The sequence below is a fragment of the Kitasatospora xanthocidica genome (genome assembly GCF_014656195.1).
GTDB classification, from domain to species: Bacteria; Actinomycetota; Actinomycetes; order Streptomycetales; family Streptomycetaceae; genus Kitasatospora; species Kitasatospora xanthocidica.
The window spans coordinates 411,297-427,493 of sequence record NZ_BNBY01000003.1 but is presented as its reverse complement, the minus strand read 5'-3'; the positions used below and the strand labels follow the sequence as shown (position 1 = coordinate 427,493).

The window sequence follows — 16,197 nt, the reverse complement described above, 5'->3', positions numbered from 1 at the left end:
ACAGCCCCGGCCGTCCGGCGGTGGACTCGTGACCATGACCGAAGAAACGCACGGCAGCGAAATGTACGGAAGCCGAACGAGCGGCGGCGAACCGCGGACCCGGCCCGCGCTCTCGGTGGTCGGGCCCGGGGAGGGCGAGACCATCGTCCTGGGCACCACCCGCATGCGCGTCCTGGAGGACGGCAGCCACACCGGGCACCGCCTCGCGATCGCCGAGTCCGTCCTCGCCCCGCACACCCAGGGACCGCCCCAGCACCGTCACGCCGGGCACGACGAGGGCTTCTACGTCCTGTCCGGCACGGTGCGGTTCACCGTCGGGGACGAGGACCACGACGCCACGGCGGGCACGCTCGTGGTGGTTCCGCCCGGCACCCCGCACACCTTCGCCAACCCGACCGACCGGCCCGCCGTCATGCTGAGCACGTTCACCCCCGACCTGTACGTGCAGTACTTCCGGGACCTCCGGGACGTGCTCGCCGCCGGTCGGCCGCTCACCCCGGAGGCCAACATCGACGCGATGAGCCGCTACGGGACCGAGCCCGCAGCCGATGCGACCTGAAGCCGCCGCGCCCGAACCGTACCCAGCCGCTCCCAACTGCCACCGACAGCCCCCGGTGGCCCCTGTCCACGAACGGGAATCATGAACCTCGCCTACGGGCTCGTCGCAGTACCGCTCGCCCTCTTCTACCTCTACGCGGGCGCACTCAAGGTGAGCCGCGGCCGTGACCGGCTCCGGCCGATGATGGCCTGGGTCGACCGGGTGTCCCTGCCCGCCGTCCGGGCGCTGGGGACGGTCGAACTGCTCGGCGCGGCAGGGCTGGTCCTGCCGCCGCTGACCGGCGTCGCCACCGGGCTGGCGCCGGCGGCGGCGACCGGGTTCGTCCTCCTGCAGGTCGGCGCGGTGGCTGTCCACCTGACCGGCGGGGACCGCCGGATCGCGCTCAACGCGGGTCTCCTCGCCGCGGCGGGAGCGGCCGTCGGGCTGGCCGGCGGCTGGTGAGCGGGAGCGCCGTCCGGGGTGGGCGGTCCCGCCGGCTCGGGCAAGGGGGGACGCGACTCAGGCGGGGGTCACTCTCCCCAGTTGCACTTGGTCTGGAGCGCTTTGCCCGCGTCGTAGGGGACCATGTCGTAGTGCCAGGCTTCCAGGTCCCAGGTCGGACCGCCGAAGTGGCTGCTGCCGTCGGGGTAGGAGTACGACGCGTGGCAGTACAACTGCTCGTAGGTCGAGTGCATTTCGCCCTGCGAGGCGTGCGGGAACATGAGCGTGTTGGACCAGACCTGCTTCCAGTTGTCCGCGGGGTCGCTGGAAGCGGTGTCCGAGTGCGAGGTACTCGCGAACGCGGCGTCGGTCGGGGTGACGTGCGTGGAGCGCTTGTTCTGGTCCGCCAGGTTCATGTAGACCTCGGTCTTCTTCACCCACTTCGTGTTGGTGATGCCGCCGTAGCCGATACATGCGGTGTGGCAGCTTTCGAAGGCGTTGGACTGGCCGCCGCTGTACAGGATGTAGCGGCCGGACTGGAAGTTCTGCCGTACGCCCGTGTTGTTGTTCTCGTTGCCTCCGACGTAGTCCTCCCTGTATTCGTCGGACGTCGGGTAGCCGTAGTAGCCCCTCTCGTACCCGTTCTCTCCCCACCACCAGCCGGTGAGGCCGTGGACGGCGTGGGCGCCGGTGTACTGGCTCCAGTAGACGGTGCCGCCCTGGAACTGCTGGCGTACGCCGTAGCCGTCGGGGTTCGTGAGCTCGTCGGTGAGGGGGTAGCCCAGATAGCCGCGCTCCCAGCCCAGGTCGGCCCAGTGCTGGCGGATCATGCCCCACACGGCGTGTGCGCCGGTGCCGGGGGTCCAGTAGATCGAGCCGCTGTCGAAGACCTGGAAGCGGCCGACGCCGTCGGGGGTGCCGAGTTCGTCGCTGGTGGGGCAGCCCAGCGACCGCTGGACGCCGGGGGTCTGGGTGTACTCGGTCCAGATGGCGCCGTCCACGGAGTGGGACCCGCAGAACACTTCGGCGGACGCGGGGGTGGCGCCGATGGTGAAGCCGGCGGTGACCACGGCGAGGGCGACGGCCGGGGCCGCCAGGAGTGCTCCGATACGTCCGAGTGAAGGATGCATGCCACCTTTCTGCCCCGGCCGCGGGTACACGAACCCACGGCCGGCCGGATGCGCCATATCCCCTGTCCTGTCGGCCAGTTGTGGCCGCGACTGGGAGGATGGCCCGGGCCCCGGGCCGTCCTCAGCGGGTGAGGGTGGGGACTCCACCGCCCTCGACGTGCTTGAGGTGGACGCCGGGGAGGTGGCGGCACCAGGTGGCGGCGATCGGGGCGAGCGTGGCCGCGGTGAGCGGGGTGGGGCCGAGGCCGATGGGCAGGTGGGTGAGGCCGTCGGAGGTCCGGTACGGGTGCGGCCAGGCGTGGAGGCGGGTGGCGCCGGCGTCCTCCAGGGCGGCGAGCAGGGCGCGGAGGCGGCCGCGGACCAGGCCGAGGGAGGCGTCCCCGGTGGTGACCACGGCCCAGGCGGCGTGGCGGCGGTGGAGCGGGGGCCGGGTGAGCAGGGCGGGCCAGGGGTCGGGGTGTTCCGTGGTGAGCTCCCAGGCGCGGTAGAGCTCCTCGGTGAGCAGGTCGCGGGTGTCCGCGCTGACCTGGGTGGTGCAGCTGCGGACGGGGGAGGAGGGGGTGAGGACGGTGACCGGTTCCGTCGACTGATTGCTCGTCAGATGACCGTCAAGGGAGACTGGTTGGCGCCAGTCCCAGCTCGCCCAGGTCTCGGTGAACTGCCGGAACAGGTCGCAGTCCGTGTCGTCGTCGTCCAGGACGGTGCGGGCGGCGAGCACCGACCAGGCGAGCGAGGGGAGTTGGCCGAACGGGGCCGAGTCCAGTCCGCGCGCCCGGGCCCAGGCCTTGACCTGACAGGCGAGCCGGACGAAGCGGTCGTGCTGGTCGCCGATCGCCGCGCGGATCGCCTCGGCGTCGGTGACCGCGCTCAGTGCCACGGCTTCCGCCTCGCCCAACTCGCCTCGGCCCTCGACGGCTTGGGCCGGGTCGAGGGAGCCGGTGAAGACGACGACGAGGTCGACGGACAGGCCGTCCGCCGTCATCCGCAGTCCCGGTACCCGGGCGCCGCGTACCTCGCGCAGCTGTCGGGCCTCCGGCAGGGCGCCCGCCACCCGGGTGCGGACGCCGGGCAGGTCGGCGGGGCCGGGCAGGGCCGCCACCAGGTCCAGGTCGGCGCCGTCCAGGTGGCAGCCCAGCCGTCGCGAGCCGACCACGTGGACCACGCCGTCCGGCAGCGCCTTCGCGATCCGCTCGGCCAACGCCCGGGCCGCGGCGGTTCGTTCGGGAGACTCCGGCTGTGGTGCGGCGCCCGCCTCCTCCGGCACCGACCGTACCTCGCCCGTCCCCAGCGTGATCACCGCGCGTGGCCGCATCGGCTCGGAGCCCCGGCGGGAGAGCACCACCAGCTCGTCGACCCGGGCCGAGACCCCGGGGAGGCCGGCCGCGCACTCGGCGGCCACCCGCTGCGGGTCGGTGCTACGCCCGAGCGTCAGGTGCGGGGTGAAGCCCTCGGCGCGGCCGCGGCAGCGGGGGAAGCGGCGTTCCAGCGCGTGCCGCAGGGCAGCCCAGGGCTCGGCGGAGGCGGCGGCCGGGTCCAGCCAGACGGTGGCGTCCTCGCGGTGGCCGAAGGTGTGCACGCCCTCCAGCCGCGCGGTGAACGGGGCCGTCTCGGCGGCGGCCGCGCCCAGCAGCGGCAGGGCGCGGTCGAAGTCGGACTCCGGGACGAAGCCGAACAGCAGGTTGACGTGCGGCGGCCAGCGGCGCAGCTGTGGGTCGTGCGCGGCGCGCAGCCGCTGGATCGGCGGCCACAGCTCCTCGGGCGGCAGCCAGGCGACGGCGGTGCGGGCGGTCGGCGCGGTGTCGAGTCCGTCCGGCGTGCCGTGTGCGTCGCCTGCGCCGTCCGTGCCGTCCGTGCCGTCGAGGGTGAGGTCCACGGCGAGGCCGTAGTGGTCGGAGGGGTGCAGTCCGTCGGCGCTCGGGCGGTCGCCGAGCAGGGTGGCGGCGGTGACGCTGGTGCGGTCGGCGCGGTGCAGGACGCGGTCGATCCGGCCCGGGCGGCCGGTCAGTGAGGAGACGGCGGCGAGCGGATTGGCCGTCGGATCGAAGGTCGGGGTGTCGTCGGCCGGGCCGTGCACCTGCGTCCAGGTGTCGCGGAGGCCGAGCGCGGCGGCCGGGCCCGCGCTGCCGGAGCGGGCGTCGTTGAAGTCCCCGAGCAGCAGCAGTTCGCCCTCCAGCCCGGCGAAACCCTCGGCCAGCCGGGCGAGTTCGGCCTCGCGGCGGGAGGCGCCGTCGGTCGAGTGGTCGCTGCTGAGGTGGACGGCGGCCACGGTCAGTGGTTCGGCCCCGGCCGGTACGGTGATCGCGGTGACGGCCTTGTGCGGGCCGAGCGCGTGGAGCCCGGCCTCCAGGACGGGCAGTCGGCTGAGCAGCAGCAGGCCGTGCTCGTCGACGTCCCGCCCGAGCGGGTCGGTGCCCAGGGTGTACCGGGCGCGGACCCAGGGCGCGGCCAGCAGCAGGGCGACCAGGGCGGGCTCGACCTCCTGCAGGGCGATGACGTCGGCGTCGGCGGCCTCCAGCGCGGCGAGCAGCAGCGGGCGGCGGCGGGCGGTGGCGATCCGCTCGGCGTCGTAGCGGTCCCAGAGGGTGTTCCAGGTGACTACACGCAGGCCGGTGACCACGCGCAGGTCCCTGACCGTCGGAGCCACGGTTCGGACCGCCTCCGGCTCGGCAGCGGCCCATCCGGTCTCCGCCCGCCAGGCGTACGGTGTCGTCGCCGTGAAGAAGGGCGAGCGCAGGCGGCGCGGCTCGGTGCGGCGCCCGGCCTCGGTGGTGTCGAGCAGGTCCACGCCGGACGCGCGGTCCCATACGACGACGCCGTCGGCCTCGACGTGCTGCACCCGGTGCCAGGGGATGTCCCCGGCGGCCGTGAAGGCCTCCAGCGGGACGCGCTTGACGCGGTCGTCGCGCTGGCGCACGCCCAGGGTGAACCGGGCCGGGTCGAAGCGGGCGTCCCAGCGGATGCGCTGGCAGATCTGTTCGATGGGACGCATCAGTCCTCCTCGGCGTCGAGCGTGCCCGCCGTGTCTTCCACGGTGCCACCTGCGCCGACGTACCAGGTGCGGTGCGCCTGGCCGGGGTAGGGCGGGCTGAAACGGTACAGCTGTGCGGTGAGCACCTCGGCGGGCACCGGGTGCGGCCGTACGGCGTTGCGGCGCAGCAGCTCCTCCTCGTCGACCACCAGGACCACCTGGGTGATCAGGGCGTCACGGCGCCGGGCGACGGCGTGGACGTGGGAGCGCTGCTGGCGGTTGAGCGAGGTGGCGTCCCAGACCACGGTGGGGCCCGCCGACGGGACGCCCGCGCGGTCGTCGGCCCCCGGGCGGTCGGCGTCCGTACGGTCGGCCCCCGGGCCGGCGAGGGCGGCGTCCAGCCTGGCCAGGCCCTCGCGCAGCACCACGGCGTTGTCGCGCTGGTCGGCCCGCGAGCCCCGGGCGGCGCGCAGGTCGTCCAGGCTGATCCGGGCGTCGACGCCGGTGAGCGCGGCGGCGAAGGCGCTCTTGCCGCTGCCGGAGGGGCCGCAGAGGTGGAGCAGCCGGGGGAAGCGGCCGTCGCGCCAGCGCCATGCGGCCGCCACCGCCTCCTCGGCGGTCTCGACGGTGGTGATCCGGCCGAGCGCGTACGCCTCGCGGGTCTGCGCCCAGCAGCGGTCGGCCGCGTCCCGGTCGAGGCCGGCGAGCGCCTCGCGCAGACCGGCGCGCAGCCGGGTGAGCGGCGCCTGCGGCGAGGAGTCGAGCAGCCCGGCGTCCTCGGCGTACAGGGCGGACCAGGCGACCTGCTCGCGTTCCGCCTCCCCGGGGGCGGCGGCCGCGGCGACGGCGTGCAGCACCCCGAGGTCGGCGGCGCCGGAGAGCCGGACCAGCCCGGCGCGGCGGTCCTCGTCCGGGTACGGCTGGTGCAGCCCGGGGTGCAGCCCGACCAGGTCGGCGACCCGGCGGGCCAGCGGCAGCCCGAGCGGCCCGGCCAGCCGCGGGGCGAGCGACGAGCGGCGTTCGGTGCGCAGCGCGGTGGCGAGCACCCCGGCCAGCCGGGCGTCCCCGCTGCGGCCGAGCTCGTCCAGCCGGGCCGAGGACTCCGCCAACTCCTCGGGCGGGCAGGTGAGTTCGGGAATCCTCAAAGCGGCTGCCAGGGCGGGAAGTTCGGGCAGCGCACCGGAGCGTACGGACCAGAGCGCGGCAGCCGGGCCGAGCCCGTTCTCCACCACGGCGGCGTGCATCCAGTGGGTGTCGGTGCGCACATGGTGCGGGCGGACCCACTTGGCGACCCGCTCGCCGAACTCCGCCCGGGGGAAGCCCCGTACGGTCCGTACGACGTAGCCCTCCTGTCGGTCCGGATCCGTCTTCAGAGCGCGCAGGGCCCGCTCGTCGAAACGGCCGCGCCACAGCACCCGGGGCGCCGGGACACCGAGCCGGCGCAGGAAGCGGACGGTGTCGTCCCAGTCCAGGCAGTGGTCGCGGTCCGTCCAGACCGAGAAGCCGTAGAACCAGCTCTCCAGGTCGGTGTACGGGATCGAGTGGCGGGCGAACAGGTTCTCGCCGCAGATCCGCCAGCCGTCCGGGATCCGCCCGCCGATCCGGCCCTGGAGGCCCTTCACCCAAGCGCGGGAGGGGTGGTGGGCGGAGTCCAGCGAGCGGGCGTGCAGGCCGTCGGCGTACAGGGTGGTGTTCTCGCCGTCGAGCTTCTCGGTGACGACGACCTCCGCGCCGACGAGTGCGCTGAGGTCCCCGGTCCGTACGTCGTCCGCAGCCGCCCCGGGTGACCAGGGCAGATGCGGAGTCCGGGGGTAGTGCACGCGCATGTCCGGGCTCCCGTGAACGTCAGTGATCCGGCGGACACTGTAGGAGCGGCGGTTCGGCGCGGGCCACCGATTAACGGTGCGGCTGGCGGCGGGGCGGGCGGTGCGGCGGGCGGCGCGGCGAGGGTGGGTGTGACGGGGCCACCCTCCGGTGCCTTCCGGCGCCCGTACCCCCGCGACGTGCGGCGATACTGGCACGCATGGCCGACTCGATCATGACTCCGAACAGCCTCGGCGACTACCTGCGGGCCCGGCGGGCGCTGGTGTCGCCCGAGAACGTCGGCCTGCCCCCGACCGGGCGCCGGCGGGTGCCCGGGCTGCGCCGCGAGGAGGTCGCCGAACTCGTCGGGCTGAGCACCGACTACTACGTACGCCTGGAGCAGGGGCGCGCCGACCGCCCGTCCGACGAGGTGCTCGACGCGCTCGGCCGGGCCCTGCTGCTCGGCCCCGCCGAACGCACCCATCTGCGCGACCTGGCCCGTCCGCCCCGGCGGAGCGCGGCAGCGGCATCGGCGCGGGCGCGGGCGCGGAAGGAGCCCGCGGACCAGGTGATTCGGCCGGCCCTGCGGCTGGTCGTCGAGGCGATGCCGCTCACCCCGGCCGTCCTGATGAACGACCGCAACGACGTCCTGGCCTGGAACGGGCCGGCCGCCGCGCTGCTCGCCGACTTCGCCGAACTCCCGCCGAGGGAACGGAACATGGCCCGCCTGATCTTCCTCGACCCGGGCGCCCGGGAGATCCACCCCGACTGGGACGAGGCCGCCCGCAGCACGGTCGGCATCCTGCGGATGGCCGCCGGACGCCGGCCGCACGACCCGGAGCTGGTCCGGCTGGTCGGCGAACTCACCCTGGGCAGCGCGGAGTTCCGCACCCTGTGGGCGAGCCGCTATGTGCACGAGAAGTCCCACGGCCCCAAGCGGCTGCGCCATCCGGTCGTCGGCGAGCTGGAGTTGGCCTACGAGACTTTCCGGGCGCCCGGCGACGGCCACCACCTGCTGGTGGTCTACACGGCCGAGCCCGGCAGCCCGGCGGAGCGGGCACTGCGACGGCTCGCCGGTGCGGCCGAGGCGGTCACGGAGCCGAACTCGGCCTGAGCGGAGCCGAACTCGGCCTGAGCGCACGCCAGGTGAGCAGCGCACCGATCGCGGACAGCGCGGCGAGCAGCAGCCCGGCGGTGTGGAAGGCGCCGGTGAAGGCCTCCGCCACCGCGGCCCGCTGCCCCGGCGCCACCTGCCCCTGGACGACGGCCCGCCCGGCGAGGTCGGCCGCCGTGCCGCGAGCCATCGTGCCGCTGGCCGCCGTTCCGCCGTCGGTCACAAGGCCGTCGGGGAGGCCGCCCGCCCGCAGCCGGGCCGCGGTGAGCGAGGAGAGCAGGGCGGCCGCGCCCGCCACGGCGACCGACTCCCCGGTGATCCGCAGGGTGTTGAAGACACCGGCCGCCGCCCCGGCACGCTCCACCGGGACGGTCGAGACGGCCGCGTTGTCCATCACCCCGAAGGCCAGGCCGACGCCCACGCCGAACGGCAGCAGCGGCAGGGCGAGCGCCGCCCACGAGCCGCCGCCGTCCAGCGTGGTCAGCAGCAGGGCGCCCGCCGCGATCAGAATCGAGGCGGCGGTGAGGACCGCCCGCACCGACGTACGGTCCGCCAGCCGTCCGGCGACCAGCGGGAGCAGCAGAACCGGCGCGGTCATCGGCAGCAGGAGCAGCCCGCTGTCCAGGGTGCCGAGGCCCGCCGTGCCCTGGAGGTAGGTGGGCAGGTAGACCAGTAGCACGACGAAGCCGAGGGTGACGGTGAACGGCTGGCAGACCACGGCGAGGAACTCCGGCCGGCCGAAGAGACGGACGTCGAACAGGGCGCGGTCGGCGCGGCGCAGCTCCACCACGGCGAACAGCAGGACCAGCAGGCCGGCGGCCGCGAACAGCCCCAGCGGAGCGGGCGCCGCCCAGCCGTCGGTGGTCGCCCGGGCGAAGCCGAAGGCGAGCGCGGCGAGCCCGGAGGTGAACAGGGCGAGCCCGGCGAGGTCCAGCGGCGGCCGGCCGGGGCCGTCGGCGGGGACGGCGGGGACGGCGGGGAGGGTGGCGACGGCGGCGACGGCGGGGACGCCGGGGGAGCGGGACTCCGGGACGCGGGTCGCGCAGAGCCCGGCGGGCACCGACAGCCCCGCGACCAGCAGGAACACCGACCGCCAGCCCAGCCCCTCCACCAGGGCCCCGGCCACCGGCGGCCCGATCGCCAGCCCCGTACCGAAGGAGGTGCCCAGGATCCCGAACGCCAGCCGCCGGCGCGGCCCCGAGGTGCCGTGGGCCAGCACCGCCGCACCCGAGGCCAGCACCGCCGCCGCCCCGCAGCCCTGGACGGCCCGGGCGGCGTCCACCAGCGCCATCGACGGCGCCAGCGCGACCAGCAGCGACATCGCCCCGACCAGCCCGATCCCGGCCAGCAGCACCCGCCGCCGCCCGTACCGGTCGGCGAGGCCGCCCGCCGCGAGCGGCAGCGCGGCGAAGCCGATGTTGAAGGCGTTGAGCAGCCACTGCGCGCCGCCGACCGACGAGCCCAGGTCGGCGGCCATGCGCGGCAGGGCGACGGCGGCGCCGGTCACCGAGAAGGGCAGCATCAGGGAGGCGGAGGCGACGGCGGTGACGGTCGGCCAGAAGCGCCGCCCGTCGGGCTGTGGGCGTGAGCGCGCAGGGGTGGTGGGATCCGGAGTCGTGCTGTTCATGGGACCGATCGTTCGCCGGCGCCGCGCCCCCGGGAAGGGAACGCCGTTCCCTGGGAACCGCAGTCCTCCCTTCACCGCCCCCGCCCCTCCTCTTCGATCTCCCCTTCGATTCCCCTCGCGACACGCGGGCAGGAACGTCCCTGCACCCGACCGGCCGTACGCCGGGGTGCAATGGGCGCGCCCCGTACGACGTCAGAGGAACCCGAGGGAGGCCACACGGTGGACACCAGGACGAAGGACGCCGACCCGGTCCGCGTACTCGACGTGTCGAGCGCCGACTACCGCCGGGTGTTCGAGCTCTTCCTCGCCGGCACGGACGAGAAGCCCGTCACCCACGCCCGGCTGGGCGAGCTCGTCGCCACCCTGCCGCACCGCCGCGTCCTGCTGGACCTCGGCGCCGGCGACGGCCGCACCACCGCCTACCTGGCCCGCTCCTTCGACCGTACGGTGGCCGTCGAGCCCAGCGCGGCGATGCGGGAGAAGCTCGCCGTCACCTGCCCCGAGGCCGTCATCCTCCCGGACCGGCTCGACCGCGCCCAGCCGCCCGAGCCGGCCGACCTCGTCCACCTCTCGCACGTGCTCTACTACGTCCCGGAGGCGGACTGGTTCGACACTGTCAGCCGTGCCCTCGACTGGACGGCCCCCGGCGGCACCCTGCTGGTCGTTCTGCAGAACCCGGAGAGCCCCTGCATGCGGATGGCCGCCCACTTCTCCGGCGTCCGCTACGACCTCGCCCCGCTCGCCGCCCGGCTGCGCGCGCAGCACCCGGAGGACGACATCGCCCTGGAAGCCCTGGACCTCCACTACCGCGCGCCGCACCTCGCCGAGGCCGTGGACGTCGCCGAGTTCATGGTCAACGTCGCCGACCTCGCCACCCTCGACCCCCGCCCCTCCCGCGCGGCCCTCACCGCCTACGTCCAGGACCACTTCGCCCGCCCCGACGGCGGCTACGCCATCGGCCACACCCAGGACATGCTCATCGTCCGCCGCCCCCTGCCGTCCTGACCGACCGGCCCCCCGACCGGCTCAGCCCCGTGTGCGCCCGCGGAGCCGCACTGGTGAGCTGTCCGGGGAGCCCGCCACCCGACCAGCCCCCCGATCCGCCCCCGACCAGCCCCCGACCGCCGCCCGACGGAGGACCCCGTGCCGGACCCGACGACGTCGTACGCCGACCTGCGCGCCCTGGTGATCAACTGCACCCTCAAGCGCTCCCCGGAACGCAGCCACACCCAGGGCCTGATCGACGTCTCCACCGGCATCCTGCAACGCCAGGGCGTCACCGTCGACGTCCTCCGCGCCGTCGACCTCGACATCGCCACCGGCGTCTGGCCAGACATGACCGAACACGGCTGGGAGACCGACGAGTGGCCGGTCATCTACTCCCAGGTGATGGCCGCCGACATCCTCACCCTCGCCGGACCCGTCTGGCTGGGCGACAACTCCTCCGTGATGAAGAAGGTCATCGAGCGGCTCTACGCCTGCTCCTCGATCCTCAACTCCGAAGGCCAGTACGCCTACTACGGCCGGGTCGGCGGCTGCCTGATCACCGGCAACGAGGACGGCGCCAAGCACTGCGCGATGAACGTCCTCTACAGCCTCCAGCACCTGGGCTACGTCATCCCGCCGCAGGCCGACGCCGGCTGGGTCGGCGAGGCCGGGCCGGGCCCGTCCTACCTCGACCCCGGCTCCGGCGGGCCGGAGAACGACTTCACCAACCGCAACACCACCTTCATGACCTGGAACCAGCTCCACCTGGCCCGCCTGCTCAAGGACGCCGGCGGCATCCCGGCCCACGGCAACCAGCGCTCGGAGTGGGACGCCGGCTGCCGCTTCGACTTCGACAACCCCGAACACCGCTGAGCTCTGTCCCGCCTCTGCGGAACCGCTTGCCCGTAAGGTGCAGGTCAGGTGCCGTGACGTGCGCAGCTCGGCAGACCCATGGCGGGACGGTCAGGCGGAGCGAGGCTCGCCGAGGAGCAGGGCCGTGAGCGCGTTGATGCCGTCTGCGCTGTGACCGATACGTCCGGGGCGGTCGCGCGCCGGGAGCAGGGCTTGGGCGACGGTGTGGGCCGCAGGGATTCCGGCAGGGCTGTTCTACCGCTCCGCACGGCGCAGGAACTGCCAGCCCAGTACGGTCAGGGCGAGCGTCTGCACGAGAGAAGCGAGTACGAGCAGGGGCTGGGCGGTGGGGGAGCACCAGAACGCGGTCGTGCAGACCATGGGCAGGACTAGGTAGGTGAACAGGTCTACTGCAGTCTGAAGCCGTTTGCGCGTGGTGCGGCCCGCGACATTGCGGTGGTAGACCTCCCAGTTGAACACCGTGCTGTGGGCAGAGGCGAGTTCCCCCAGGCGCGGTCCCAGTCGGTCGCGGACGTAGCAGCCGATCGCCGAGATCTTCTCGTCGTTGACCAGGTAGGTCCAGCCAAGGATCAGGCAGATCGCGGGGACGAAGAGCAGCAGCCGGGACTGTCCGCTTTGGACGGTGACCGCCACAACCGCAGTGGCCGCGGCAAGCGTGAAGTAGAGCAGGTTGTCGCGGAACCCGATGCGGGTCTTCTGCTCCTCCTTGAGGCAGTCGTATTCGGCCAGCAGGATTCTGCTCTCGGTGACGTCGTCCGTGGAGGTCACGGGAACTCCCAAGATCGAGTTGTGGATCAGCCAGCGATTTGGAAGGGCGTCAGGTTGTTGGGGCTGTGCCGTTCGATCCAGCCCTTACCGTCCGCCGCTACCCCCTCCAGGATGCGGAAGGCGTGGGTGGAGCCGGCCGCGCTGAGGTTGATCTCGGAGATCTCCTGAGCGTTCTCGGCCGGCGCCAGGTGATGGGCGTCAGCGTCCTTGACGCGGATCTTCCTGGCCGGACCGTTGGTGAGGACGAGCTCGAGGTCGTAGCCGATGTCGGCGTTCTCCGTCACCTGCACGTAGGACAGCGCATCGAACCGGTAGTTGCTCCGCTGCTCGTTCCTGCGCGTCGCGTCGGATGAGTTGAACTCGGAGCTGACCTCGCGGACGCCGTCCTGGGTGAACAGGAACAGACGGAAGACGTAGTGCGAGTACCGCCAGGGGCCGCCCCGGACCCGGCCCCGTTTGCAGGAAGGCGCCGGGGCCACCAGGATTGTGTGGGTGACCAGGTCACGCCAGGTGAGCCGGTGATACCGGAGCGCCTCATCGACGAACGAAGTCTTGTCGCAGGTGAGCCAGGTCTCCATTTCCAGCTCGGTAGGGCGCGTGACGTCCAGGAATTCCTTCCAGCGCCGGTGGGCGATCTGCCGTGCGGTCAGCTGTTCGTGGTACTCCTGGGTCTCCCGGGCCAGTCGGTGCTCTTCACGTCGGATCTCCAGCCACCGGGAAGCTGCCGCGTGCCCGGACCAGGCCGCACCGAGCACGGCCAGGAACGCCCACAGTGGTTGCGGAGAGGCGGCCCCCGAGATGGCCGTGCCGGATGCGGCCAGAGCCGAGGCGCCGAGAATGGCGAGGGCTGCCACGGTCAGGGCCTTCGTCCTGGCCGGAGTCGGGTCCTGGCGGTGACGATCGAACAGGGTGCCGTTGTTGTGGCGGTTCCGGGCGTCCTCGGCGAGGTAGCGGATCAACCACGTGACCCGCTCCACGCCGATCCGGCTCTCCCGATAGAGGTCCGCGATCTCGGCGGCGAGGCTGCCGCGGATCTGAACGGTGTGGGCGAGCCAGGCGTCCGGGGGGAACCCGTAGGGCGTGCGAACGCTGAAGTAGTGATCGAACGAATGGCGGACGCGGTTGGTGAACCCGTCCTCGGGAGAGGCGGGACCGCGCGGGTGCGGGACGCGGGCCCCGGCCGTGAGGTCCGACCGGAGTTCCCGACCCCACCACCGGAGGCCGGATCGGGCCGCGGTCAGACCCGCGCCGAGCGCCACCAGCAACTCGGCGGCGGCCCAGACCGGATTCGCGATCAGTGCCAGGGCCCAGAGGAGCGCGCTGCTGAAGGCGAACAGGGCGGCCCGCACCGGGAGGGCCGCCCGGGCGGCGGCCACGGCGCTCGGGCGGGGTGGAACGGCCCGCGCCCCGATGGGATCGGGAGCAAAATAGGCCCAGACTCGCCGGACCCGGTCGTTGCCGAAGCGTTCCGCCCCGGCCCGTTCGCAGGTCTCCGCCCACAGGTCGTCCTTCAGCCCTCCGGTGAGCATGAGGTCGAGGTGGCGGAGGATCGCTTCGCGCTGGCGGGACGGCAGGTCATGCAGCTGCTTCAGCACGGCTCCGGTCTCGCCGCCCGCGGCGCTGAGCACCGCCAACAGGTCGAAAACGACACGCAGGGCTTCCTTCCACTCTCCCTCCGCGTAGATCCGTACGAGCCCGGAGGTGTAGTGCAGCCGGTGGACATCTTCAGTGGTGAGGTCCTGGTAGGTGCGTGCGCTGAGCACGGCGAGCACCCAGTGGAAGCGCACCTCCGCGCCGTCGCACCCGTGCACCATCGCGTCGGTGATCATTTCGCGGGCGCGGCTCGGGACGCCGTCCTCCAGGAACCGTACGCCCAGCCGGTACTTCTCCTGCGGTGAGGCATCCGGGTGGACGAAGTAGACGTTGGAGTTGTGCACGGTCCCGGCCTGGATCCCGACCGTGGAGTCGTACGCGGCCGAGCTGTACGCGGCATCGTTGTCGTGGTTCATGACAGGTCACCGGCCGCGGTGATCAGAGGGGCCAGCCGGGTCACCAGCGCCGGGCATTCAGCCACCAGCCCACGCAGCCTCCTGAGTGTCATGGCCGTCCGCTTCGACGATTCGGGGGTGTTTCCCCCAGCTGACCGGAGGGCGGAGTCCAGGTCGGCCAGGGCCTCCCGGTAGGTGTCCTCGTCGAGGGCGCCCTCGAAGCGGTGGCGCCCCAACTGCTTACGGAAGCTGCTCAGTTCCGTGACCAGATCCGTTGGCCCGGATGGCTTCGGGGCCGTGTCCATGTGGACGCTGCTGCCCGTGACCGAACCGGCCATGATGCCGACGGTGCTGTTGTGGACGGTGTTGCTGACGTGTTGGCCGAGCCTGTCGGCCGAACGGACCCTGTCGTCCCGGGGCATCGCGTTCTCCTCCACTTCCCCCATCAGTTCCACCGCCAGCCGAGTGGCGAAAGCCGCCGCGTTCGCTGCGGCCCGCGGCTGCCAGTTGCGGTCGTCCGCGCTGTTCTTCGTGCCGTCCGCCCGGTCGCTGATCCCCCGGATGATGGCCACCGGTGCCCCGTTGAGATGGCCGGCCTGGGCCACACCGGCCGCCTCCATCTCGATGGCGAGCGCGTCGTTGTAGTGTTGCCGGATCCACTTCGCCTCGGCCGAGATCCTCGAGTTCTGGACGACCTCGCCGGCGGCGACCGCCCCGAAGCGGACCTGCGGTTCCTCCTCGTGCCCGGGCGCGGGGTCCGCCCAGTCGTTCAGGCGGGCCAGGTGCGAGGCGAGCTGGCTGATGCCGTGCGGTGCTTCCCACACCCGAGGGCGGGCTTTGAGCCCGTCGTCCTCGCTGGTCCCGCCGTGGTAGGCGTAGACGTGTGACGCCATCACCACGTCGCCCAGCCTGGTGGTATCCCACAGGGCGCCGGCGACCCCGACGAACAGCACGGCCACCGGCGAGAACTCCTGAATCGCGCGTTCGGCGATCACTGCGGCGGAGTGGTTCCCCTTGCTCGTCAGGCCCAGCGCGACACGGCACGACGTGCCCTGCACGGTTCCCACTTCGAACCGGGTGCCACGCTCATGGCGGTGCACCTGCGGACCCGCCAGTTTCTGGCGTACGGCCTGGTACTCAAGATTGAGGGCAGTGAGAACCACCACCGGGCCATTTGACATCTATCCCTCTTCCCCTCTCGTGTTCTCGTCCGTCGCGGATGGCGCGGGCCGTATCAGCGGCGGGAACAGCACGGTTTTCGGGCCGGCCCGGTACAGCCGTGCGGGCCGTCCTCCCGTGGTTCTGCGATCCGTGCCGGAGGGGACGATGAATCCCTTCGCAGCTTGGACCTTCCGGTAGAAGTTGCGGGTGTCGAGTTCGGTGCCCCAGACGGCCTCGTACACCTGTTGCAGCTCTGCGATGGTGAAGTTCTCCCTGCAGAATGCTGTGGCGAGCGCCGAGAACTCGAGCTTGGTGCGCGCGCGTTCGATCCCGTCCGTGGCGATCCGACGGTGGTCGAAGGCGAGCTCCACCTCGCCGGACAGGACGGCTTCTGCGGGAACCCACGCGGCATGGGTGGCATCCGTCCCCGCGACCGGGTCGGGCAGCTCCGGCGCGATCGCCAGGTGAGCCACGGAGACGACTCGGCCCCGCGGATCGCGGTCCGAGGCCCCGTATACAGCCAGCTGTTCAAGGTGCACCCAGCTGGCCGCCAGGGCCGTTTCCTCGCTCAGTTCGCGGTGGGCGGCATCCAGGATCTCCTCACCATCGTGGTTCAGGAATCCTCCGGGGAGGGCGGGCATGCCCCGGAAGGGATCTTCGCCGCGCTCCACCAGGAGGACGTGCAGACGGCTCTCCCGCAGCGTCAGGATCACGAGATCGACCGTCAGTAGTACGGGTGTCGGTGACCACACGTCATCTTGCATGTCTTGCAAGGTACTTCAGTTACTGTCACTTGCAC

General features: G+C 72.8%; 13 protein-coding genes. 5 read left to right on the top strand and 8 right to left on the bottom strand.

Annotated features, from left to right (window positions below):
* Positions 1-61: 61 nt before the first annotated feature.
* Together IE332_RS08035 and IE332_RS08030 are read left to right on the top strand one after the other, a co-directional pair.
* Complete coding sequence (locus IE332_RS08035; protein WP_189914621.1) at positions 62-559, top strand: cupin domain-containing protein; 498 nt, start codon at positions 62-64, stop codon at positions 557-559.
* 81 nt (positions 560-640) lie between these two features.
* Complete coding sequence (locus IE332_RS08030) at positions 641-1,000, top strand: DoxX family protein (protein WP_189914438.1); 360 nt, start codon at positions 641-643, stop codon at positions 998-1,000.
* A 68-nt stretch (positions 1,001-1,068) separates the two neighbouring features.
* Here the strand turns inward: IE332_RS08030 and IE332_RS41820 are convergent, their stop codons facing one another.
* The 3 genes from IE332_RS41820 to IE332_RS08015 all read right to left on the bottom strand — a co-directional run bounded on the left by IE332_RS41820 (position 1,069) and on the right by IE332_RS08015 (position 6,903).
* The gene (locus IE332_RS41820; RefSeq protein ID WP_189914437.1) at positions 1,069-2,109 is read right to left on the bottom strand and encodes an LGFP repeat-containing protein; all 1,041 of its coding nucleotides are present in this window, start codon (positions 2,107-2,109) and stop codon (positions 1,069-1,071) included.
* A gap of 121 nt (positions 2,110-2,230) precedes the next feature.
* Positions 2,231-5,098, bottom strand: a complete 2,868-nt coding sequence (locus IE332_RS08020) for an RNA repair domain-containing protein (protein WP_189914436.1) — start codon at positions 5,096-5,098, stop codon at positions 2,231-2,233.
* Positions 5,098-6,903, bottom strand: a complete 1,806-nt coding sequence (locus IE332_RS08015; protein WP_189914435.1) for an RNA ligase family protein — start codon at positions 6,901-6,903, stop codon at positions 5,098-5,100. The genes IE332_RS08020 and IE332_RS08015 overlap by 1 nt, the downstream gene beginning before the upstream one ends.
* Before the next feature lie 197 nt (positions 6,904-7,100).
* Between IE332_RS08015 and IE332_RS08010 the strand changes: the two genes are divergently transcribed.
* Positions 7,101-7,994 (top strand): helix-turn-helix transcriptional regulator, encoded by an 894-nt coding sequence (locus tag IE332_RS08010; protein ID WP_189914434.1) that lies wholly within the window; start codon positions 7,101-7,103, stop codon positions 7,992-7,994.
* On the opposite strand, the gene IE332_RS08005 is transcribed toward IE332_RS08010, so the two are convergent.
* Positions 7,972-9,621, bottom strand: a complete 1,650-nt coding sequence (locus IE332_RS08005; protein ID WP_229928416.1) for an MFS transporter — start codon at positions 9,619-9,621, stop codon at positions 7,972-7,974. The genes IE332_RS08010 and IE332_RS08005 overlap by 23 nt on opposite strands.
* Before the next feature lie 219 nt (positions 9,622-9,840).
* Here IE332_RS08005 and IE332_RS08000 point away from each other — a divergent pair, with 219 nt between their 5' ends.
* Positions 9,841-10,626, top strand: a complete 786-nt coding sequence (locus IE332_RS08000) for a class I SAM-dependent methyltransferase (protein ID WP_189914433.1) — start codon at positions 9,841-9,843, stop codon at positions 10,624-10,626.
* Positions 10,627-10,764: 138 nt separating this feature from the next.
* The gene (locus IE332_RS07995; RefSeq protein WP_189914432.1) at positions 10,765-11,481 is read left to right on the top strand and encodes a flavodoxin family protein; all 717 of its coding nucleotides are present in this window, start codon (positions 10,765-10,767) and stop codon (positions 11,479-11,481) included.
* 234 nt (positions 11,482-11,715) lie between these two features.
* Here IE332_RS07995 and IE332_RS07990 read toward each other — a convergent pair whose 3' ends face one another.
* Genes IE332_RS07990 through IE332_RS07975 form a run of 4 tightly spaced genes read right to left on the bottom strand, consistent with a single transcriptional unit; the run spans position 11,716 to position 16,162 of the window.
* Entirely contained in the window at positions 11,716-12,249 is a 534-nt protein-coding gene (locus tag IE332_RS07990) for a hypothetical protein (RefSeq protein ID WP_189914431.1), read from the bottom strand.
* Positions 12,250-12,275: 26 nt separating this feature from the next.
* Positions 12,276-14,258: a hypothetical protein gene (locus IE332_RS07985; RefSeq protein ID WP_189914430.1), complete on the bottom strand. Its 1,983-nt coding sequence runs from the start codon at positions 14,256-14,258 to the stop codon at positions 12,276-12,278.
* Positions 14,255-15,418, bottom strand: a complete 1,164-nt coding sequence (locus IE332_RS07980) for a 5'-methylthioadenosine/S-adenosylhomocysteine nucleosidase family protein (RefSeq protein WP_189914429.1) — start codon at positions 15,416-15,418, stop codon at positions 14,255-14,257. Before IE332_RS07980 ends, IE332_RS07985 begins: the two co-directional genes overlap by 4 nt.
* On the bottom strand, positions 15,419-16,162 hold the full coding sequence (locus IE332_RS07975) for an NUDIX hydrolase (RefSeq protein ID WP_189914428.1): 744 nt from the start codon (positions 16,160-16,162) through the stop codon (positions 15,419-15,421). It lies immediately after the preceding gene.
* Between the last annotated feature and the right edge of the window lie 35 nt (positions 16,163-16,197).